This is a genomic window from Streptomyces sulfonofaciens (assembly GCF_014656295.1).
Lineage (GTDB): Bacteria > Actinomycetota > Actinomycetes > Streptomycetales > Streptomycetaceae > Streptomyces > Streptomyces sulfonofaciens.
The window spans coordinates 95,046-116,580 of sequence record NZ_BNCD01000006.1; the positions used below are offsets into that span (position 1 = coordinate 95,046).

A 21,535-nucleotide genomic window follows, 5' to 3' on the forward strand; every position below is an offset into this window, starting at 1 on the left:
GAACAGCTCGCGCCGCCCGGCCCCGCCGCTCGCCCGCTCCGTGCCCCGCCTCGTGCGGACCGTCCCCCGCCTGGTGAGAACGGTGCGCAACGCCCCCAACCCCCGGCTGACCGGTCTTGGCAGCGGTCTGTTCTGCGCCGTGGTGATGTTCCTGATCGCCTGTCTGGATCTGGAGCTCCTGGGCGGGTCACCGACGGTCTACGGGGTGTTGTTCCTGCCGGTGAGCACCCTGACCGCGCTCTGGGTGCGGCGCGCCGACCTGGTGGCCGCGCCGGTCGCCGTTCCCATCGGCTTCGCCCTCGGGGCGCTGCCGATCTCCGGCGGCGCCGACGACGGCTTCGGCAGCCGGGTGATGGGGCTGTTCACGACGCTGGCGATGTACGCGGTCTGGCTCTACGGCGGCACGCTGATCGCCGGGGTGATCGCGACCGTGCGGAAGATCCGTCTGATGCGTCGCAGGGCCGCGGCGCTGCGGGAGCGGACGGCCCGCGGCCGGAGTGGCCCAGGACGCGGCGCCGGCAACGGCGGCGGCCCGGGCGGTGGCGGTAGGGGTGGCGGCGCCCCGGCCGAGCGGGCGGCGCGGGGCCGGCTGCGGCCGCCGCGACCCGGCCAGGCGCCGCCGGGCCCCAGACGGCGGTCCGCCTGACGAGCGGTCTGCCCGAGGACGCGCCCGGCCGCCTTGGCCGCGGACCCGCCCGGCCGCCAGCCGGGGACTCGCCCGGCCGCGTTGGCCGCGGACCCGCCGGGGCAGGCGCCCCGCCCGGTCATGCACGGCGGGTGGGCGGCCCTTCGGGTGGGCGGACCGGCGGCCGGTACGGCCGGACAGGGCGGCGCGGGTGGGCAGGCGGGCGGCGCCCCCGCGGCCCTCACGCCTCCTTCGTCGCCTGCATCGCCGCACCCACGATCCCCGCGTTGTTCTGCAGCCGGGCGGGCACCAGGTCGGCCTTGATGCCCTTGATGAGCGGCAGGAACTTGTGCGCCTTGCGGCTGACTCCGCCGCCGATGATGAACAGGGACGGCGAGAACAGCATCTCGACGTGCGCCAGGTACTTCTGCACGCGGCGTGCCCAGTGCTCCCAGGTCATGTCGTGGTCGTCCTTGACCTTCGTGGAGGCGTGCTTCTCGGCGTCGTGCCCGCCCAGCTCCAGGTGGCCCAGCTCGGTGTTGGGCACCAGGCGGCCGTCGATGAAGAGCGCGCTGCCGATGCCGGTGCCGAAGGTGAGGACGAAGACCGTGCCGCCGTGTCCGCGGCCGGCGCCGAACTCCATCTCGGCCACACCCGCCGCGTCCGCGTCGTTGATCACCGTCACGGCCGTGCCGCCCATGCGCTCGCTGAGCAGGGCGCGCGCGTCCACGTCGATCCAGGTCTTGTCCACGTTCGCCGCCGTGCGCACCGTCGACCCGTCGGTGACCACGCCGGGGAAGGTGATGCCGACCGGGCCCTGCCAGCCGAAGTGGTCCACCACCTCGGCCACCCCGTCGGCCACCTTGTCCGGCGTCGCCGGATGGGGCGTCAGCACCTTGAAGCGTTCGTCCGCCAGGTCCCCGCGGCCCAGGTCGACGGGCGCGCCCTTGATACCGGAACCGCCGATGTCCACACCGAAGATCTGCATATAGCTACGGTACGGCGATCAGGGCCCACCACGCGCGCGTACGGGCACTCGCAGTACGAGCACCCGAGCACACCGGGTCCGCCCGACCGAGCCCGTCCTGGCGGGCGCGGGCCGGTCGTGCGCCTGGCGGGGCGCTCCGGGCACGCGCACCCGGGTGCACCGCGAGCGTGCACCGGGCACACGGTTCTGAACGCAGGCGGCACGCACGTGGGGGCGCCGACGCGCACGCCCCTGCGCCCCGTCAAGCTCCTAGGCGCCGGCCCCGGCGTCGCCCGGCACCGCGGCCGAACCCGCCCGCACCCCGGCGGCCAGCGACGCGGCCTCGGCGCGCAGATCGCGGCGGAGCTCCTTCGGGAGCGAGAACGTGATCGACTCCTCGGCGGCCTTGACGATCTCCACGTCCTGGTAGCCACGGGCCGCCAGCCACTCCAGCACGCCCTCGACGAGCACCTCCGGCACGGAGGCGCCGGAGGTGACGCCGACCGTGCCGACGCCGTCCAGCCAGGTCTCGTCGATCTCCTCCGCGAAGTCGACCAGGTGGGCATCGCGCGCGCCCGCCAGCTTGGCGACCTCCACGAGCCGCTTGGAGTTGGACGAGTTCCGCGAGCCGACCACGATCACCAGGTCGGCCTCCTCGCCCATCTGCTTGACGGCCAGTTGACGGTTCTGCGTGGCGTAGCAGATGTCGTCGCTGGGCGGGGAGATCAGTTGCGGGAACTTCTCCTTGAGGGCGTCGACCGTCTCCATCGTCTCGTCGACGGAGAGCGTGGTCTGCGAGAGCCAGACGACCTTCGAGGGGTCGCGGACCTCCACACCCGGGACGTCCTCGGGACCGTCGACCAGGGTGATGTGCTCCGGGGCCTCGCCCGAGGTGCCGATGACCTCCTCGTGGCCCTCGTGACCGATCAGGAGGATGTCGAAGTCCTCCTTGGCGAACCTGACGGCCTCCTTGTGGACCTTGGTCACCAGGGGGCAGGTCGCGTCGATGGTGGCCAGCCCGCGCTCGGCGGCCTCCTCGTGGACGACGGGTGCGACGCCGTGCGCCGAGAACATCACGATCGACCCCTCGGGCACCTCCGCCGTGCGCTCGACGAAGATCGCGCCCTTTCTCTCCAGGGTCTGCACGACGTGCTTGTTGTGGACGATCTCGTGGCGGACGTAGATCGGGGCCCCGTACTGTTCCAGGGCCTTCTCGACGGCGATCACGGCACGGTCCACGCCCGCGCAGTAGCCACGGGGGGCGGCGAGCAGGACGCGGCGGGCTGACGAAGCGGTCATGGCCACCATCGTAAGGGCGGGCCCACCGCCGCCCGGACCCCCCGGGGCGCGTCGCCCGAGGGCGGACCCGGCAGGAGCACCAGGTCCGGGGGCGCCCCGTAGCCCGATGCCCCGATGCCCGGCGCCCGGCGCGGTCCGCGGGGGCGGGGACTGTCGGTGCCGGCCGATACTCTCGGGCGCATGGCTGTGAACACGTCCGCGGACGCCCCGCTGCCCGTCGGCCAGGTGTCGCGGCTCATCGGCGGGTGGATCGACCGGCTGGGCGCCGTCTGGGTGGAGGGGCAGATCACCCAGCTCTCGCGGCGGCCCGGCGCGGGAGTCGTCTTCATGACGCTGCGCGACCCGTCGTACGACATCTCCGTGAGCGTCACCTGCTACCGCACGGTGTTCGACGCGGTCGCCGAGGTCGTCTCGGAGGGCGCCCGTGTCGTCGTGCACGCCAAGCCGGAGTGGTACGCGCCGCGCGGCCAGCTCTCCCTGCGGGCCACCGAGATACGTCCCGTGGGCGTCGGCGAGTTGCTGGCGCGGTTGGAGCAGTTGAAGAAGGCGCTGGCGCGCGAGGGCCTCTTCGCGCCCGAGCGCAAGAAACCGCTGCCCTTCCTGCCGCAGCTCATCGGCCTGGTCTGCGGCCGCGCCTCGGCCGCCGAGCGTGACGTCCTGGAGAACGCCAGGCGCCGCTGGCCCGCCGTCCGCTTCGAGGTGCGCAATGTCGCCGTCCAGGGCGTGCACGCGGTGCCGCAGGTGGTCCAGGCGGTCAAGGAGCTGGACACGCTGGACGACATCGACGTGATCATCGTGGCGCGGGGCGGCGGCAGTGTGGAGGACCTGCTGCCGTTCTCCGACGAGCAGTTGGTCAGGGCGGTGGCCTCCTGCCGTACGCCGGTGGTCTCGGCCATCGGCCACGAGCCCGACAATCCGCTGCTCGACCACGTGGCCGACCTGCGCGCCTCCACTCCGACGGACGCCGCGAAGAAGGTCGTGCCAGACGTCGGCGAGGAGTTCGAGCGGGTGCGCCGGCTGTGCGACCGCGCGCGGCGCAGCGTGGCCGCCCTGCTGGACCGCGAGGAACGCGGCCTCGCCCATGCGCTCGCCAGGCCCTCGATACAGCACCCGCACCGCATGGTCGACGACCGGGAGCAGCAGGTCGGGGCGCTCGCCGACCGTGCCCGCCGGACCCTCGGCCACCTCCTCGACCGCGCCGACTCGGAGCTGATGCACACCCACGCGCGCGTGGTGGCCCTCTCCCCTGCCGCCACCCTGGAGCGCGGGTACGCGGTGCTCCAGAAGGCCGGCGGCCAGGCGGTCCGGGCCCCCGGCGAGGTGGTGCGGGGAGAGGAACTGCGCGCCCGGGTGGCCGCGGGCGAGTTCCCGGTGCGGGTGGGGGCCGTTACGGACGGTCGCACGGACACCGGGCCCGAGGCCCCCGCCCATCCCGGGGGCTCCCCGGGCGCCGTGAACTCCCCGGACACCGGGTACGCCGCCGACTCCCCGGGCACCGCCGAGTCCGCGCCCACGCCCACGCCGCATCCTGTCGACACTCCGGACTCTTAGGGTGATCCCATGACCAGCAGCACCGAAGCCGGTACGGACGAGGCCACGCCCGGTTACGAGCAGGCCCGGGACGAGCTGATCGAGGTCGTCCGCCGCCTGGAGACCGGTGGCACCACGTTGGAGGAGTCGCTCGCCCTGTGGGAGCGCGGCGAGGAACTGGCCAAGGTGTGCCGCCGCTGGCTGGCCGGTGCCCGCGCCCGCCTCGACGCGGCTCTTGCGGAGGGCGAGGAGCAGGACGTCACCCGGACGGAGGTCCGCGAGCCGGGCGCCGCTCGCGGCGGTGAGGCGGACGGCGGGGACGGCGCGGACGACGTGGGCTGAGCCGGGCGGCTCGCCCGCGCGGAGGGCAGCGCTTCCCATGGGGGTCTGCGGCTCTTCCACGGGCGAGTGGGCGGCGCCATCCGCAGGGCGAGTGGGCGACGCCACCCCCGCCCCCAGGGGGACGGGCGCCGCCGCACGGGCGCGTGCGCGCTTCCCCTACGGCACTCGCTTCCCCTACCGGACGCGCTCCCCTACCGCACACGCCGTCCCGCCCTCACGCGTTGTGTGCCGGAGCCCCATGCCACGCACTGCGTGCCCCGCCCGCGCGGCCGACGTTCCGTGCCGGACCCGCGTGGCCGAGCGCGGTCGGCCGACTGCCGGAGCCTGGTGAGGCAGCTCACAGATACCCGCGTTTGGTTGAATTATAAACTTCATAGCCGTAGAGTCACTGCTGACCGGTGATCCATCAGTCCGTGACCATAAGGTTGTCTCATGTCCCTCGCCCTAGACCCCACCGCCCAGGACCTGCTGTTCCGGGAGGCCCGTACGGCCCGGACCTTCACCGCGGAGCCGGTGAGCGACGAACAGGTCAGGGCGATCTACGACCTGGTCAAGTACGGCCCGACCGCCTTCAACCAGTCTCCCCTGCGCATCACGCTGATCCGCAGCGCCGAGGCCCGCGAGCGGCTGCTGCCGCACCTCGCCGAGGGCAACCGCCCCAAGAGCGCCCAGGCCCCGCTGGTCGCGATCCTGTCCGCGGACAACGAGTTCCACGAGGAACTGCCGCAGCTCGTCCCCCAGGCACCGGCGCTCAAGGACATGTTCTCCGAGCGTGCGGTACGCGAGCAGAACGCCGGCCTGAACGCCGCCCTGCAGGCCGCGTACTTCATCATCGGCGTCCGCGCCGCGGGCCTCGCCGCCGGCCCGATGACCGGCTTCGACCCGGCCGGCGTCCAGAAGGAGTTCCTGGACGACGACCACACCCCGCTGATGATCGTCAACATCGGCAGGCCCGGCGAGTCCGCCTGGCACCCCGAGCGCTCCCCGCGGCTCGACTTCGAGCAGGTCGTCACCGTCCTCTGACCGCGTCCCGAACGGCCGGCCGGGTACGCGCCCGCCGGCCGCGGGTACGCCCGACCGCGAGCGACCCCCCGAGGGAACCGGGCCGGGGCCCGGGCGGGGGTGTGACCGGGGCCTGGTGCGGCCGGGGCCCGGGCCGAGGGGCACGGCGCGGCCGGGACCGCGGCGCGGGACGGGAGCCGGGGCCGCAGCGCCCCGGGGCCCAAGGCCCCGGGGACCCGGACCCTCAGGACGCCTTCAGCGCCTGCGCCATCCTGGCGAGCTCCGCGAAGGACGCCGTGCCCGTGACGACCGTCGTGGAGCCCTTGTCCCGGTGGACCAGGGCGTCGTAGTGCCCGCCCTCGTAGCGCTGCCAGGTGCGGTCCCCTATGCGCTGCGTGGCCGTGGTCCTCCTGGCGCCCTGACTGGCGCCGGAGATGAACGGCGCCGGCTCCTGGGTGGACTGCTCGATGGCGACGTACTGCCCGGTCGGGTCCTGGAAGCCCAGGTGCCAGGCGTTGCCCTTCTCGCCCTGGAAGCGCACGGAGGTCGCCTTCCACTCGGCGGGCAGTCCCTCGGGCGCCGCGACCGGGTAGGGCGCCGCTCGGCGCGCCGTCAGCAGCTCGACGCTGTAGTCGACCCGCTTGACGGGGTCCTTGGAGTCGTCGTGCGGGATGAAGACGTACATGACACCTGCGACGAGGGCGATGACGCCCAGCGACAGCAGCATGTCCCGCACCTTCTGCTTGCCTTGCCTGCCTGCCACGCCCCCATCGTCGCAGGCCGCCCCCCACCCCTTGCGACCGCCCCGCCCCGACGGGCCCCGTCCCGCCCCATCGGCCACCCAAGGCCCGATGGGTGACCGCTCCCACACGCTCCGTATGCGCTCATCGGTGGTGGCCCCTGCTCATCGCGTGGGGACAGCGGTTATTGTCGGAGACAACCCTCGTCCGGCCACCGCCGTTTCAGGAAGGTGCGTTTCGATGACCGAGCACCACCTCCCCTCCGAACTCGAAGTCTCACCCGAGGCCCCCGACCGCAACCTGGCCCTGGAACTCGTCCGGGTCACCGAGGCCGCCGCGATGGCCGCGGGCCGCTGGGTCGGCCGGGGCGAGAAGAACGGCGCGGACGGCGCCGCCGTACGGGCCATGCGCACCCTCGTCTCCACCGTCTCGATGAACGGCGTGGTCGTCATCGGCGAGGGCGAGAAGGACGAGGCCCCGATGCTCTTCAACGGAGAACGGGTCGGCGACGGCACCGGCGCCGAGTGCGACATCGCCGTGGACCCGATCGACGGCACCACCCTCGCCGCCAAGGGCATGCCGAACGCGGTCGCCGTGCTGGCCGCGGCGGACCGGGGCACCATGTTCGACCCGTCGGCCGTCTTCTACATGGACAAGCTGGCCGCCGGTCCCGAGGCCGCGGACTACGTGGACATCGACGCCCCGGTGGCGGTCAACATCCGGCGGGTGGCGAAGGCGAAGCGGTCCTCGCCGGAGGACGTCACCGTCGTCATCCTGGACCGGCCGCGGCACGAGGGGCTCATCAAGGAGATCCGGGAGACCGGCGCCCGCATCAAGCTGATCTCCGACGGCGATGTCGCAGGATCGATTCTCGCGGTCCGCGAGAACAGCGGCGTCGATCTGCTGCTGGGCATCGGCGGCACCCCGGAGGGCATCATCTCGGCCTGTGCCATCAAGTGCCTGGGCGGCACCATCCAGGGCAAGCTATGGCCCAAGGACGACGAGGAGCGGCAGCGCGCCATCGACGCGGGGCACGACCTGGACCGCGTACTGCACACCGACGACCTGGTCTCCGGTGAGAACGTCTTCTTCGTGGCGACGGGCATCACCGACGGCGAGTTGCTGCGCGGGGTGCGCTACCGCGCCGAGACCGCGACGACCTCCTCGCTGGTGATGCGCTCGAAGTCCGGCACCATCCGGCAGATCGACTCCACCCACCGGCTGGCGAAGCTGCGGGCCTACAGCACCATCGACTTCGACCGCGCGATGTAGGCCCCGACTCCGGCCGGGGGTACGGCACAGGATGGCGGGGGTCCTTGCACCGCCGGACCGTCGGGCCGCCGCGCCTTCGGAGCCGCCACGCCGTCGGGCCGCCGCAGGAGGGGCGGCCCGGACGCGCTAACCGGCCGCCGCTATGGGACCCGCCGCATGGGCCTTGTTGAGTTCGAGGTCGCGCCTGCGCCGCCTGGCCAGCACCACGCGCCGCTCCGCCGCGGTGAGCCCGCCCCACACCCCGTACGGTTCGGGCTGGAGCAGGGCGTGCTCGCGGCACTCCACCATCACCGGGCACCGGGCGCAGACACGCTTCGCGGCCTCCTCGCGGGAGAGCCTGGCCGCGGTGGGCTCCTTCGACGGGGCGAAGAAGAGTCCTGCCTCGTCACGCCGACACACCGCTTCGGTATGCCAGGGGGCGTCCTGATCCCGTACCTCCGCGGACGCCCGCCGGGTGGTGACGGCAGCGATCTGCAGGGACTGGCGCGGCGGTTGCAGCACGGTCTACTCCTGACGACGGCTTCGCGAGCGAGCGACGATGCAGCAAGGCCTACCCGCTGTACGCGCGCCTAAGCACTGAGTTCCGATGCACGGGTGTTCTCGGCCAGCGGGGAACCGGCCATGAGCAGGGCTTGTGCGCGCCGGGTCAGTGATCGAGATACTTGCGGAGCTTGTGCTGGAGGTCCCGCACCAGCCGGCCGCGCCTGGGCTTCGCCTCTATGTTGCCGAGCACGGCGACACCGTCGACGAAGACCACGGGGGCGTCGGGGTCCGGGGAGTCGAGGGTGTCGACCTCGAAGTTGCCGAGGACGCCGCCGCCGCTGCCGCGCAGGGAGATGTTCTCCGGGACGGTGATCTCCACGTTGCCGAAGACGGAGACGGCCTTGATGACGACCTGCTGGTACTCGAAGAGCGCTTCGCTCAGGTCTATCTCGACGTTGCCGAAGATCGCGTAGGCGTGGGTCCTGCGGCCGACGCGCCAACGGCCCCTGCGGGCCGAGGAGCTGAGCACCGCCACGAGATTGTCGTCCGCCTCGGCCGGTATCGCGCCGGCGGTGGGCCGGGACGGGGCGGAGGCGGGCGGCGTGCGCCGCCGGTAGGAGTCCTCGGAGGCGGCCCGCGGCAGGTCCTCGACGAGGGGTTCGAGGTCGCCGACCGTCTTGGCGCGGTAGACGCCCTCGACGCGCTCGGCGTGCTCGTCGGCCGTGAGGCGGCCCTCGGCGAGCGCCTCGCGCAGGATGTCGGCGACGCGGTCGCGGTCGGCGTCGGACGCGCGCAGCCCGCCGGAGGGGTTGGCCTGTGCCGTCGGCGCGGCGGGCTCCGGGGACTGGGGGCGCTTTTGGAGGTCCACGGGGGACAGCGTACCCAAACGCGATAGATCGCGACTAGCCCCCGTGGCGGCTCGGCCTCCCAGGAGGCGGGGGATACCGCGGGCCGCCGCCGTGCGGGACCCGAGGAGCCGCCGCACGTCCATCCGGGGCCGGGCGGCGTGCGTCCAGGTCACGGCGTGCACCGCGGCGTGCACCCCGGTGGCGGCGTGCACCGCGGCGTGCGGGGGTGCACACCTCGCCCGCACCGCGATGGCGGCGCGCACCCCGGATGGTGCGCGCCGTGACTGTGGCGCGCACCACGGACTGCGGGCGTACGCACCGGGATTACGCTGGGGGCGCGCTACCGGCGGTGGTGGTGTCGCTGTCTGTCGAGTGAGGAATGGGCGTCATGCCAGAGTTTCAGTACTCCGATCTGCTGCCGACCGGGGAGGACACCACCCCGTACAGGCTGGTGACCGCCGAGGGTGTCAGTACGTTCCAGGCGGGAGGGCGGACGTTCCTGAAGGTCGAGCCGGAGGCGCTGCGCGCGCTCGCCGAGGAGGCCGTCCACGACATCCAGCACTACCTGCGGCCCGCCCACCTCGCCCAGTTGCGCCGCATCGTCGACGACCCGGAGGCCTCCGGCAACGACAAGTTCGTGGCCCTCGACCTCCTGAAGAACGCGAACATCGCCGCGGCCGGTGTGCTGCCGATGTGCCAGGACACCGGCACGGCCATCGTCATGGGCAAGCGCGGCCAGCACGTCCTCACGGAGGGCGAGGACGAGAAGGCCCTCTCCCGGGGCATCTACGACGCCTACACCAGGCTCAACCTCCGGTACTCCCAGATGGCCCCGCTGACCATGTGGGAGGAGAGGAACACCGGCTCCAACCTCCCCGCCCAGATCGAGCTCTACGCGACGGACGGCGGCGCCTACAAGTTCCTCTTCATGGCCAAGGGCGGCGGCAGTGCCAACAAGTCCTTCCTGTACCAGGAGACGAAGGCGGTCCTCAACGAGACCTCCATGATGAAGTTCCTGGAGGAGAAGATCCGCTCCCTGGGCACCGCCGCCTGCCCGCCGTACCACCTGGCGATCGTGGTGGGCGGCACCTCCGCGGAGTTCGCCCTGAAGACCGCGAAGTACGCGTCCGCGCACTACCTGGACGCGCTGCCCTCGGAAGGTTCCGAGCTGGGCCACGGGTTCAGGGACAAGGAGCTGGAGGAGAAGGTCTTCGAGCTGACGCAGAAGATCGGCATCGGGGCGCAGTTCGGCGGCAAGTACTTCTGCCACGACGTGCGCGTCGTCCGCCTCCCGCGGCACGGCGCGTCCTGCCCGGTCGCCATCGCGGTCTCCTGCTCGGCCGACCGGCAGGCACTCGCGAAGATCACCGCCGAGGGCGTCTTCCTGGAGCAGTTGGAGACGGACCCGGCGCGCTTCCTGCCCGAGACCACGGACGCGCAGTTGGACGAGGCCGGCGACGTCGTCAGGGTCGACCTCAACCGCCCCATGGACGACATCCTCGCCGAGCTGACCAAGTACCCCGTCAAGACCCGGCTGTCGCTGACCGGCCCCCTGGTGGTGGCCCGTGACATCGCGCACGCCAGGATCAAGGAGCGCCTGGACGCCGGCGAGGGCATGCCGCAGTACCTCAAGGACCACCCCGTGTACTACGCCGGGCCCGCGAAGACGCCCCAGGGGTACGCGTCGGGCTCCTTCGGTCCGACGACCGCCGGGCGGATGGACTCCTACGTGGCGCAGTTCCAGGCGGCCGGCGGTTCCAAGGTGATGCTCGCCAAGGGCAACCGCTCCGGGCAGGTCACCAGCGCCTGCCAGGAGCACGGCGGCTTCTACCTCGGCTCCATCGGCGGCCCCGCCGCACGCCTCGCCCAGGACTGCATCAAGAAGGTGGAGGTCCTGGAGTACGAGGAGCTGGGCATGGAGGCCGTCTGGAAGATCGAGGTCGAGGACTTCCCCGCGTTCATCGTCGTCGACGACAAGGGGAACGACTTCTTCACCGATCCGGCCCCGAGCCCCACGTTCACCACCATCCCGGTCCGCGGCCCCGGCCAGGGCTGACCGCGGCGCCCGGCCCCTCGTACCCGCCCTCCCCGGTCCTCCACCGGGGAGGGCGTCCCCCGTCGGGCGTACATCCGCTTCCGGCGGGAACACGGGACGCGTCCCGGACGCTTACCGGGCAGGAGGTACGACGACATGACGAGCGACGAGGCGACCGGCGGCGAGCCCGAGTACCGCACGGAACACGACTCCATGGGCGAGGTGCGGGTCCCCGCCCACGCGAAGTGGCGCGCCCAGACCCAGCGCGCGGTGCAGAACTTCCCGGTCTCCGGGCAGCGCATCGAGCGTGCGCACATCGAGGCCCTGGCCCGCGTCAAGAGTGCCGCGGCCAAGGTCAACGCCCACCTCGGCGTCATCGACGAGGACATGGCCCGGGCCATCCGGGAGGCCGCCGCCGAGGTCGCGGAGGGCCGCTGGGACGACCACTTCCCGGTCGACGTCTTCCAGACCGGCTCCGGCACCTCCTCCAACATGAACACCAACGAGGTACTGGCCACCCTCGCCACGGAGCGCCTCGGCCGCGCCGTCCACCCGAACGACCACGTGAACGCCTCGCAGAGTTCCAACGACGTCTTCCCCTCCAGCATCCACATCGCCGCCACCGCCGCGGTCACGCACGACCTCGTCCCCTCCCTGGAGCACCTGGCGGCCGCCCTGGAGCGCAAGGCGGACGAGTTCAAGGACGTCGTCAAGTCCGGCCGCACCCACCTGATGGACGCCACCCCCGTCACCCTGGGGCAGGAGTTCCACGGCTACGCCGCACAGGTCCGGCGCGGCGTCGAGCGCCTGGGCGCCGCGCTGCCCCGCCTCGCCGAGCTCCCGCTCGGCGGCACCGCGGTCGGCACCGGCATCAACACCCCGCCCGGCTTCGCCGCCGCCGTCATCGCCGAGATCGCCGAGCAGACGGGTCTGCCGCTGACGGAGGCCCGCGACCACTTCGAGGCCCAGGGCGCCCGGGACGGGCTGGTGGAGACCTCAGGCCAGCTCAGGACGATCGCCGTGTCCCTGACCAAGATCTCCAACGATCTGCGGTGGATGGCCTCGGGCCCGCGCACCGGCCTGGCCGAGATCAGCCTGCCCGATCTGCAGCCCGGCTCCTCGATCATGCCCGGCAAGGTCAATCCCGTCATCCCGGAGGCCGTTCTCCAGGTCGCCGCCCAGGTCACCGGTAACGACGCCACCATCGCCACCGCAGGAGCCGCGGGGAACTTCGAGCTGAACGTCATGCTTCCCGTGATCGCCAAGAACCTGCTGGAGTCCATCCGGCTGCTCGCCAACGTCACCCGCCTGCTCGCGGACCGCACCGTCGACGGCATCACCGCACACGTCGAGCGCGCCCGGGAGTACGCCGAGTCCTCGCCCTCCGTGGTGACACCCCTGAACAAGTACATCGGGTACGAGGAGGCCGCCAAGGTCGCGAAGAAGGCGCTCGCCGAGCGGAAGACCATCCGCGAGGCGGTCCTGGAGGCGGGCTACGTGGAGCGCGGCGATCTGACACGGCAGCAGCTCGACGAGGCCCTGGACGTCCTCCGTATGACGCACCCTTAGCGCCGGCCCCACCCGGGGCACCCCCGAGCGGCCGTCACACCCTGGGCGGGTGCGCCCCCGGCACACCGCCGGCAGCCACCGCCCCGAGTGCACCCGTCCCGCCCGGGCCCTCGGCGGCCGGCACCCGTTCAGCGCCCGCGGCCCCGGCACACCCTCGGCGCGGCGCCACCGCCCTGCCCCGGCACGGCACCCCCGCCGGCACACACCCCGGACACGCACCGCCGCACCCGCACCGCCGGAACCACCCGAGGACGGGACCAGTCGCCAGTTGACCGGCCCGAGCAGGCCGCCGACGGCCGCGCGGCCTGCTCGGGCCGCCGATGACCAGGCCCACGTAGGACCCGGCGCCGGCGACGGCCCTCAGCCGCCCCACGACGCGCGGGGAGGGTCCCCCGCACGCACCCCCTCCGCCCCTCGCGCACCCCCGTCCGTCCCTCCCCATCAGCCCTCTTTCAGCAGACGACCTGCGTCGCAGCGACGCCTGCGCACGCCACCTAATATCTGTACATGGCAGAGGAATCAGCGAACGGCCAGGCGGACGGCACCGCGCCCCGGCCCACGGCCACCGAGGCCGCGGACCGGGCGGCCGGCGGCGGGACGGCCGACACCACCACCAGGCGCTGGGCCCGGGGCACCCACATCCTGTGGCGCTACCGGGAGAACGGCGGGCCCCACTTCCACATCTGCCGCCCCGTCACCGTCGTCCAGGACACCGAGGACCTGCTGGCCGTGTGGATGGCCCCCGGCACCACCTGTGTGAAACCGGTGCTCGCGGACGGCACCCCCGTGCACGTCGAACCTCTGACCTCCCGTTACACCAAACCGCGTGCCGTGATGCGCGACCGCTGGTTCGGCACTGGCCTGCTCAAGCTCGCCCGGCCCGCACAGCCGTGGTCGGTCTGGCTGTTCTGGGAGCCCGGCTGGCGCTTCAAGAACTGGTACGTCAACCTGGAGGAACCGCTCGCGCGCTGGTCCGGCGGTGTGGACTCCGAGGACCACTTCCTCGACATCAGCGTCCGCCCCGACCGGAGCTGGCGGTGGCTCGACGAGGACGAGTTCGCCCAGGCCCAGCGTGCCGGGCTGATGGACGCGGCCAAGGCGAGGGCCGTACGGCAGGCCGGGCTGGCGGCCGTCGAGGCGATCACCGCCTGGGAACCGCCCTTCTCGGAGGGCTGGCCCGACTGGCGGCCAGATCCGGAGTGGACGGTTCCGCAGCTTCCGGACGATTGGGACCGCACCCCCACTCCCCAGTCCTCGCATCAGTCGTCATGAGACCCTTGATGTGCCCCCGTGGTGCAAACATAGGATCGCCCGTGGCAGGGGTGCCGGGGCGGCAACTCCGCTCGTCTGCACCATGCCTGACACAACGTCATCGAGGAGCGGCAGTAACGTGAAAGGTAGCGAGGCGTGCCTGGAGGTGCGGGCCGCGGTGACGGACCGCACCGACCAGGTAGCGGCCTTCGACGCCATCGGGGCGCGCTACGAGCAGGCCTTCCCCAAGAAGGCGGGCCAGATCGCGGCCGGTGCCCGGCTGGCGGCCGAGCTGCCCCCCGGCTCCCGCATCCTCGACGTCGGCATAGGCACCGGACGGCCCACCGCACGCCAGCTCGTGGACGCGGGACACACCGTGGTGGGCGTCGATTTATCAACCGCCATGCTGGAGCTGGCCGGAAAGAATGTGCCGGAAGCGGAGCTGCTGCACCGCGACCTGCTCACCCTGACTCCGCACGGCCGCCAGGGACTTGGCCTCTTCGACGGTCTGACCTGCTTCTTCACCATGCTGCTGCTGTCCAGAAGAGAGATCTACTGCGCACTGCGGCTGTTCCACAGCATGCTGCGACCCGGTGGCCAGTTCGCACTCGCCATGGTCGAGGCCGACCTGGACGACACCGAGATTCCGTTCCTGGGACACATAATGCGGGTATCGGGATTCCTGCGGGACGAATTGCGCCAGGTCGTACACGATGCGGGTTTCGAGATCGCCGGGGAGGCCGCGTTCGCGTACAGCCCGGCGAGGACCGACGCACCACCCGAGCACCAGTTGTTCCTCAACTGCCGACGCGCCTGATCCTCGCGTGACGCACCCAGGTGACGCATGGACGGCGCGCTCGGCGCGCAGCCCCGGACGGACGGATTCGACACGCGTGACGGAGCACACCACCTCCCACGAGGACCGACAGCCCAGCGCTGTCCGGCCACCCGACCCCGCGGACCCACGCGGGGCGCTGCTGCGTACCCCGGAGGCACCCGAGGCAGCGGCCGCGGCGGCCCCGGCGGCCCACGGACGCCCGAACGACCCCGCGCACCCCGGCGCTCCCGCGCCCTGCGGAGCGCAGGAGAGAGCCGTCGGCGGAGCGCAGGACCAGGCCCCCGGCCGGCACGACAGAGCCGGTGCGAGCGCCGCGTCCGGCACCGGCGACAGCAGTGAGCATGCCCAGCCCTCCACGGACCAGTCGTCCCCCGACCAGCCGGATCCCCACCGGCCGCGCCCCGCTCATCCCGGAGCCATGACCCCGACGCCCGCGCAGCACCCCCTGTCGCCGGACCCCCTGCCGGCCGGAGCACTCGTCCCGGGCGCCGCCCTGCCCGGGGTGCCCGCCCCCGGCGTACCCGCCCAGGGCCCCGCGCACGCGGTGGGCCAGGCCGCGCTCCAGAGGGACGGCGACCGGCTGCGTTTCGTGGGAGCGGCGACCCGGCGCATCGCACGCGGCATGGACCTCGACGAGATCGTGATGGGCCTGTGCCGGGCCACCGTGCCCACCTTCGCCGACGCGATCCTGGTCTATCTGCGCGATCCGCTGCCGGTCGGCGACGAGCGGCCCACCGGGCCCGTGGTGCTGCGGCTGCGCCGCACCGACCGGCTGCGGATGATCGAGGACGGCACCGAGGAACAGGAGAGCGAGAGCACTCCGCTGTCGCCCGCCCTCCAGCCCCAGTTGGTGCCGGCCCAGCCGGACCTCGCCGCCACCGCCGAGCTGTGCGAGGTGGAGCCCGGCGGCGCGCTCGCGGAGGTGCTGCGCGGGGTGCGGCCGGTCTTCGCCGACTCCCCCGCCGCCCTCGCCGCGCTGCCCGAACTCCTCGGCGGCTCCCGGTCCGTGCCGGGCGGCCGACGCGCGATACTCGCCCCGCTGCGCGGCCGGCGGCGGGTGATCGGAGCTGCGATCTTCCTGCGCGGGCCCGAGCGCCCCGCCTTCGAGAGCGAGGACCTGCTCGTCGCCGCGCAGCTCGCCACGCACAGCGCGCTGGGCATCGACAAGGCCGTGCTGTACGGCCGCGAGGCGTACATCGCCGACGAGCTCCAGCGCACCATGCTTCCCGAGACCCTGCCGCGGCCCACCGGGGTCCGGCTCGCGTCCCGCTACCTGCCCGCCGCCGAGACGGCCCGGGTGGGCGGTGACTGGTACGACGCGATTCCGCTGCCCGGCAGCCGGGTCGCCCTGGTGGTGGGCGACGTCATGGGCCACTCGATGACCTCCGCGGCGATCATGGGTCAGCTACGCACCACCGCGCAGACCCTGGCCGGCCTGGACCTGCCGCCCCAGGAGGTCCTGCACCACCTCGACGAGCAGGCCCAGCGGCTGGGCTCGGACCGCATGGCCACCTGCCTCTATGCCGTCTACGACCCGGTCTCCCACCGCATCACCATCGCCAACGCCGGCCATCCGCCGCCGGTCCTGCTGCACCTCGGCGGTCGTGCCGAGGTGCTGCGGGTGCCGCCCGGCGCGCCGATCGGGGTGGGCGGCGTCGACTTCGAGGCCGTCGAGCTGGACGCGCCCGCCGGTGCCACGCTCCTGCTCTACACGGACGGCCTCGTGGAGTCCCGGCTGCGGGACGTGTGGACGGGCATCGAGCAGCTTCGGGAGCGGCTCGCCGCCACCGCCCGGCTGACCGGGCCGGATCACCCGCCGCCGCTCGAAGCCCTCTGCGAGGAGATCCTCGACATGCTCGGCCCGGGCGACCGGGACGACGACATCGCGCTGCTCGCCGCCCGCTTCGACGGGATCGCGCCGAGCGACGTCGCCTACTGGTTCCTTGAGCCGGAGGACGCGACGCCGGGCCGGGCCCGCCGCCTGGTGCGCAGCGCGCTGGCCCGCTGGGACCTGGACGACCTCAGCGACGCGGTGGAGCTGCTGGTCAGCGAGGTCGTCACCAACGCCGTACGGTACGCGTCCCGGCCGGTGACACTGCGGCTGCTGCGTACCGACGTGTTGCGCTGCGAGGTCGGCGACGATGTGCCGCAGCTCCCGAGGCTCCGCCAGGCCCGTGCCACGGACGAGGGCGGCCGCGGGCTCTACCTGGTCAACAAACTGGCCCGGCGGTGGGGCGCGACCCGGCTGAGCACCGGGAAGGTCGTGTGGTTCGAGGTGCCCCGGCCCGGGCTCGGGTGACCGGCTGACCGGCTGACCGGCTGACCGCGAGCCGGAACCCAGGGTGCGCGCTCGAACCGGGCCCGCCGCTACCGGGCTTCTCCCCGGCCGCGGCGGGCCCGGCTGTTGCGGTGCGGATCCGGGCGCCTGCGGGTCCGGGCGCCTGCCGGGTCAGGGGCCTGGGCCCCTATTCCTGGACAGCCCTCGACGCCCCGTGGGGCGCCTCAGTTGCCGTCCTGCCTGCCCGGACCCGGATCGTTCGGGAGGGGGCTGTCGGAGGGGGGCGGGGGCGCGGTCGGCGGGGTCGTCGGCGGCGTGCTCGGCGGGGTCGTGGACGGGGTGGGCGGGGCGGTCTCCGACGGCGGGGCGGACGGCGGCGCGGTGTCCGAGGGCGGGGCCGACGGCGATTGCGAGGGGCTCTGGGCGGGTGCGCTGCCGGCCGGGTCCGGCGGCGGTGCGATGCCGTCGCCCAGGTCGGTGTCCAGGTCGAAGTCGCTGGGCGCGCCCATCGCCTTGAAGGTGTACGCGGCCCAGATACGGGCGGGCCAGCTTGCGCCGTCGACGCGCGACAGCCCGCCCGCGCCCGCCATCGAGACGTGCTGGCCCTGCCTGATCGCCTTCCCGTCGCTGGTCGTGCGGCTCTTCGCGGCCTCTCCGAACAGGCCGACCGAGGTCACGAGCTTCGGGGTGTAGCCGGAGAACCAGGCCGACTTGTTCTCGTCCGAGGTACCGGTCTTGCCGGCGACGGCCTGCTCGGGATCGCGCACCGCGGATCCGGTGCCGTCGTTGACCACCCCGGTCAGCACCGAGGTGACGGCGTCCGCGGCCTCGCGGCTGATCGCCTGGCCGCCGATCGCCTCCGGGAGGTCGACGGGTGCGCCCTGGTGGGTCGCCGACTTCACGATCTGCGGGGTGACCTTGCGGCCGTGGTGGTCCAGGGTGGCGTAGATGCCCGCCATCTCCATGGGGCTCGCGCCCATCGAGCCGAGGGTCTGCGCGGGCACCACCGGCAGGTCCTTCACGTCCATGCCGAGTTCGCCCGCGGTCTGCAGGACCCGGTCCATGCCGACGTCGATGCCCATCTGCGCGAAGACCGCGTTCACGGACTTGTTCATCGCCTTCTGGACCGTGATCTGCCCGTAGGAGACACCGTCCTCGTTCGGCGGTGCGAACGGGATGTCGCTGCCGACGACGGGACGGCGGCTGTTGCCGTTGTAGATGGTGTCGGACGTGATGGGGCGGCCGTCCTGGGTCTTGGCGTGGTCCTCGAAGGCGGCGGCGAGGATCACCGGTTTGAAGGTGGAAGCGGGCTGGTAGTCCCTGCGGGTGGCGTTCGAGGTCCAGTGCTCGGTCAGGCCGCGGCCGCCGTAGAGCGCGACGACGGCGCCGGTCCTCGCGTCCACCGAGACGGCCCCGGCCTGCACGTCGCCGTCGACCCTGCGGGTCTTCGGGTCGAGCCGGTCGTTGAGCTGGGCCTGGACGGCGTCCTGGAGGTCCCGCTCCTTCTTCTTGTCGATGTTGAGCGTGATCGTCCAGCCACCGGACTCGAACTCGGCGTCGGTCAGGTGCTCGTCCCGCATCACCTCGTCCTTGGCGGCCTGCACCACGTAGCCGTCCTGGCCCTCCAGACCGGCCGCGGCCCTGGGGCGCTGCGGCACGGGGAACGTCATCGCCTGCCGCTTGCCCGCGTCCAGCCAGTGCTCCTCGACCATGTTGTCGAGGACGTAGTTCCAGCGGTCCTTGGCCAGCCGCTTGCCCTCGTCCGTGGCGATCGCCCAGTCGTACTGGTTGGGCGCCTGGAGCAGGGCGGCCAGGTACGCGCCCTGGGCGACGGTGAGGTCTCTGGCGTCCTTGCCGTAGTACGCCTGGGCGGCCGCCTGGATGCCGTAGGCGCCGCGCCCGTAGTAGCTGGTGTTGATGTAGCCCGCGAGGATGTCGTCCTTGGACTTCTGGCGGTCGACCTTGAGCGAGATGACCAGTTCCTTCAGCTTGCGGGTGACGGTCTGGTCCTGGTTCAGGTAGTAGTTCTTGACGTACTGCTGGGTGATCGTCGAGCCGCTCTGCCTGCCCTTGCCGGACAGGGTGTTGAACAGGCCGCGCGCCGTGCCCTTGAGGTCGACGCCCTGGTCCTTGTAGAAGGTCTTGTTCTCGGCGGCCACGAAGGTCCGCTGGACGCCCCTGGGCACCTCGGAGAGATCGACGATCTCGCGGTTGACCTTGCCGGTGCGGGCCATGACCGTGCCGTCGCTGTACTTGAAGACATTGCTCTGGAGCTTGGCCTGCGCGTTGCCCTGGGGAACCGGTACGACCAGGTAGAGCACGACGAAGGCGCCCATGCCGAGCAGGCAGAGGCCGAAGAGCGTACCGAGCAGCTTCTTCCAGGTGAACAGGCGCCGTATCCGCCCGGACCCACCCCCCGCCGAGCGCCCGGGCGCTGCCCGGCGTGCGCCTCCGCGCTGCCGTGCTCGTCTCGCTTCCGCTCGTCGTCCCATGAGTGCGATGACTCCGCTTCGTTTCGCTCTGCCGCCGTCGGTGGGCGCCGGGGTCGGTCTGAAACTAACACCGCGCCTTGGGACAAACGCCTGTCGATCCGGCTTTACCGGACGTGACAATCAGCACCGTCCCCTGGGGGAACCCGCAAGGGTCTCCAACGGAACCGACGAGCGAAGGGGCCGGAAGGTTGCCAGGAGAGTTATTCTGCTAACACTTAGCTAGCGTTGTGAGAGAACAATCAGGGCGGTCGGAGAGCGGGGAGTTCCCATGTCTGCATCCAGTGGTGAGTCCGGTGCGGCGGGCGGCAGGTCGGCCGATGACGTGGCGGGGGGCGGCGCGGCGGGCGGCGGCGCGGCTTCCGGCAGCGCGGCGGCCGTCGGCGGCGGTCCGTCCGGGGGCGGCCTGCCCGCCGGTGGCCCGTCCGGCGGCGGTCCGTCCGGCGGAGAGCGGGGGCAGGTGCCGGAAGGCGTGCCCGAGATGCCCCGGCCGCGGGTACGGGAGTTCGCGGCACACAGCATCGGCGGCGGCCTCGCACTGCTGCTCGGCCTGGTGGGGCTGCTGCTGGGCGCGGCCCTGATCGCGGTAGGCGGAGCGGCGGCCTCCGGTGGCGCGCGGGGCGCGCTGATCATCCTCGGCATCGCGGTGGCCATCGCGTCGGTGTTCGCCATGAGCGGGCTGAACACGGTGGCGCCCGGTGAGGCCCGGGTCGTCCAGCTCTTCGGGCGCTACCGCGGCACCATCCGCGACGACGGCCTGCGCTGGGTGAATCCGCTCACCTCCCGCACCCGGATCTCCACCCGGGTGCGCAACCACGAGACCGCCGTCCTCAAGGTCAACGACGCCTACGGCAACCCGATCGAGCTCGCCGCGGTCGTCGTGTGGAGGGTCGAGGACACCGCGCAGGCCACCTTCGAGGTCGACGACTTCCAGGAGTTCGTCTCGACGCAGACCGAGGCGGCCGTGCGCCACATCGCCATCGAGTACCCCTACGACGCCCACGACGAGGGCGGCCTGTCGCTGCGCGGCAACGCCGAGGAGATCACCGAGAAGCTCGCCCTCGAACTGCACGCGCGCATCGAGGCCGCCGGTGTGCAGATCATCGAGTCCCGCTTCACCCACCTGGCCTACGCTCCCGAGATCGCCTCGGCCATGCTGCAGCGCCAGCAGGCAGGAGCGGTGGTCGCGGCCCGGCGCCAGATCGTGGACGGCGCGGTCGGCATGGTGGAGGCCGCGATCAGCCGGATCGCCGAGCAGGAGATCGTCGAGCTGGATCAGGAACGGAAGGCGGCGATGGTCTCGAACCTGATGGTCGTGCTGTGCGGCGACCGCGCCGCACAGCCGGTACTGAACACGGGCACGCTGTACCAGTGAGCCGCACGGACGAGGGCGGAACCACGGCAGGCGCGGCGGGCGCGGCGGACGGGGCAGGCGCGGCGGACCGGGCGGGCGCGGCGGACGGGGCGGACGGGGCAGGCGCGGCGGACGGGGCGGACGGGGCGGCAGAGGTGACGGGCGGGACGGAGGCCCCGGGCGCGGCGCAGGCCCCCGGCCGGGCGGGGACCGCCGGTGCGGCACAGCCTCCCGGCGAAACGCAGGCTCGCGGGGGGACGCAGCCCCCCGGCGGGACGCGGGATCCCGGCGGGGCGGAAGGCGCGAAAGGGGCGGACAGCGCCGGGGCGGGGCGCGCCGGCGCCGGTGGGGCAGGCCCGCGCACCGCCCGGCAGGCTCGCAAACAGGTGCTTCTGCGGCTGGATCCCCTGGTCCACGACGCGCTGGCCCGGTGGGCCGGGGAGGAGTTGCGCAGCACCAACGCCCAGATCGAGTTCCTGTTGCGCCGGGCCCTCGCCGAGGCCGGACGGCTACCCCGCGGCGCGGGCCCGATCCCGCGCCGCGGGCGGCCCCGGCAGACGGATCCGGCCCCGGAGCCGAACCCGGACAGTTGATCGGGTCGGACGCCCGGACG

At 72.8% G+C, this 21,535-nt stretch carries 17 protein-coding genes and 1 pseudogene; 12 read left to right on the forward strand and 6 right to left on the reverse strand.

What is annotated here, in order from left to right:
* Positions 1 to 73 precede the first annotated feature (73 nt).
* Positions 74 to 646 (forward strand): DUF6542 domain-containing protein, encoded by a 573-nt coding sequence (locus tag IE313_RS12130; protein ID WP_308439165.1) that lies wholly within the window; start codon positions 74 to 76, stop codon positions 644 to 646.
* A 220-nt stretch (positions 647 to 866) separates the two neighbouring features.
* Here IE313_RS12130 and ppgK read toward each other — a convergent pair whose 3' ends face one another.
* Positions 867 to 1,613, reverse strand: coding sequence for a polyphosphate--glucose phosphotransferase (ppgK, locus tag IE313_RS12135; protein ID WP_189931147.1), 747 nt, complete (start codon positions 1,611 to 1,613; stop codon positions 867 to 869).
* 249 nt (positions 1,614 to 1,862) lie between these two features.
* Positions 1,863 to 2,900, reverse strand: coding sequence for a 4-hydroxy-3-methylbut-2-enyl diphosphate reductase (locus tag IE313_RS12140; protein WP_189931149.1), 1,038 nt, complete (start codon positions 2,898 to 2,900; stop codon positions 1,863 to 1,865).
* 171 nt (positions 2,901 to 3,071) lie between these two features.
* Between IE313_RS12140 and xseA the strand changes: the two genes are divergently transcribed.
* The 3 genes from xseA to IE313_RS12155 all read left to right on the forward strand — a co-directional run bounded on the left by xseA (position 3,072) and on the right by IE313_RS12155 (position 5,786).
* Positions 3,072 to 4,442, forward strand: a complete 1,371-nt coding sequence (gene xseA, locus IE313_RS12145; RefSeq protein WP_189931151.1) for an exodeoxyribonuclease VII large subunit — start codon at positions 3,072 to 3,074, stop codon at positions 4,440 to 4,442.
* A gap of 9 nt (positions 4,443 to 4,451) precedes the next feature.
* Entirely contained in the window at positions 4,452 to 4,763 is a 312-nt protein-coding gene (locus IE313_RS12150) for an exodeoxyribonuclease VII small subunit (RefSeq protein ID WP_189931153.1), read from the forward strand.
* 432 nt (positions 4,764 to 5,195) lie between these two features.
* The gene (locus IE313_RS12155) at positions 5,196 to 5,786 is read left to right on the forward strand and encodes a malonic semialdehyde reductase (RefSeq protein WP_189931155.1); all 591 of its coding nucleotides are present in this window, start codon (positions 5,196 to 5,198) and stop codon (positions 5,784 to 5,786) included.
* Positions 5,787 to 6,009: 223 nt separating this feature from the next.
* Here the strand turns inward: IE313_RS12155 and IE313_RS12160 are convergent, their stop codons facing one another.
* Positions 6,010 to 6,528 carry a DUF4245 domain-containing protein gene (locus IE313_RS12160; RefSeq protein ID WP_189931157.1) on the reverse strand — a complete coding sequence of 173 codons (519 nt, stop codon included), beginning with the start codon at positions 6,526 to 6,528 and terminating at the stop codon, positions 6,010 to 6,012.
* Positions 6,529 to 6,745: 217 nt separating this feature from the next.
* On the opposite strand from IE313_RS12160, the gene glpX reads away from it, so the two are divergent.
* Positions 6,746 to 7,777 (forward strand): class II fructose-bisphosphatase, encoded by a 1,032-nt coding sequence (gene glpX / locus IE313_RS12165; protein WP_189931159.1) that lies wholly within the window; start codon positions 6,746 to 6,748, stop codon positions 7,775 to 7,777.
* A 126-nt stretch (positions 7,778 to 7,903) separates the two neighbouring features.
* Here glpX and IE313_RS12170 read toward each other — a convergent pair whose 3' ends face one another.
* Together IE313_RS12170 and IE313_RS12175 are read right to left on the reverse strand one after the other, a co-directional pair.
* Positions 7,904 to 8,278, reverse strand: a complete 375-nt coding sequence (locus tag IE313_RS12170) for a WhiB family transcriptional regulator (protein ID WP_189931161.1) — start codon at positions 8,276 to 8,278, stop codon at positions 7,904 to 7,906.
* A gap of 145 nt (positions 8,279 to 8,423) precedes the next feature.
* Positions 8,424 to 9,128, reverse strand: a complete 705-nt coding sequence (locus IE313_RS12175; protein ID WP_189931163.1) for a DUF1707 SHOCT-like domain-containing protein — start codon at positions 9,126 to 9,128, stop codon at positions 8,424 to 8,426.
* Positions 9,129 to 9,487: 359 nt separating this feature from the next.
* On the opposite strand from IE313_RS12175, the gene IE313_RS12180 reads away from it, so the two are divergent.
* The 5 genes from IE313_RS12180 (at position 9,488) to IE313_RS12200 (ending at position 17,100) form a co-directional block, all read left to right on the forward strand.
* Positions 9,488 to 11,164 (forward strand): fumarate hydratase, encoded by a 1,677-nt coding sequence (locus tag IE313_RS12180; RefSeq protein WP_308439166.1) that lies wholly within the window; start codon positions 9,488 to 9,490, stop codon positions 11,162 to 11,164.
* Positions 11,165 to 11,299: 135 nt separating this feature from the next.
* A complete protein-coding gene (locus IE313_RS12185; RefSeq protein WP_189931166.1) occupies positions 11,300 to 12,712 on the forward strand; it encodes a class II fumarate hydratase in 1,413 nt (470 codons plus the stop codon).
* 507 nt (positions 12,713 to 13,219) lie between these two features.
* On the forward strand, positions 13,220 to 13,984 hold the full coding sequence (gene fomD / locus IE313_RS12190) for a cytidylyl-2-hydroxypropylphosphonate hydrolase (RefSeq protein WP_189931168.1): 765 nt from the start codon (positions 13,220 to 13,222) through the stop codon (positions 13,982 to 13,984).
* 118 nt (positions 13,985 to 14,102) lie between these two features.
* Positions 14,103 to 14,780 carry a class I SAM-dependent DNA methyltransferase gene (locus IE313_RS12195; protein ID WP_229924565.1) on the forward strand — a complete coding sequence of 226 codons (678 nt, stop codon included), beginning with the start codon at positions 14,103 to 14,105 and terminating at the stop codon, positions 14,778 to 14,780.
* A gap of 76 nt (positions 14,781 to 14,856) precedes the next feature.
* Positions 14,857 to 17,100 carry an ATP-binding SpoIIE family protein phosphatase gene (locus IE313_RS12200; RefSeq protein ID WP_189931172.1) on the forward strand — a complete coding sequence of 748 codons (2,244 nt, stop codon included), beginning with the start codon at positions 14,857 to 14,859 and terminating at the stop codon, positions 17,098 to 17,100.
* A 203-nt stretch (positions 17,101 to 17,303) separates the two neighbouring features.
* Here the strand turns inward: IE313_RS12200 and IE313_RS12205 are convergent, their stop codons facing one another.
* Complete coding sequence (locus IE313_RS12205; protein WP_189931181.1) at positions 17,304 to 19,571, reverse strand: transglycosylase domain-containing protein; 2,268 nt, start codon at positions 19,569 to 19,571, stop codon at positions 17,304 to 17,306.
* A 478-nt stretch (positions 19,572 to 20,049) separates the two neighbouring features.
* Between IE313_RS12205 and IE313_RS12210 the strand changes: the two genes are divergently transcribed.
* Both IE313_RS12210 and IE313_RS12215 read left to right on the forward strand, forming a co-directional pair.
* Positions 20,050 to 20,943, forward strand: coding sequence for an SPFH domain-containing protein (locus IE313_RS12210; protein ID WP_189931567.1), 894 nt, complete (start codon positions 20,050 to 20,052; stop codon positions 20,941 to 20,943).
* A 314-nt stretch (positions 20,944 to 21,257) separates the two neighbouring features.
* Positions 21,258 to 21,515: pseudogene (locus IE313_RS12215) on the forward strand (type II toxin-antitoxin system antitoxin); the annotation flags it as partial.
* Positions 21,516 to 21,535: the final 20 nt, after the last annotated feature.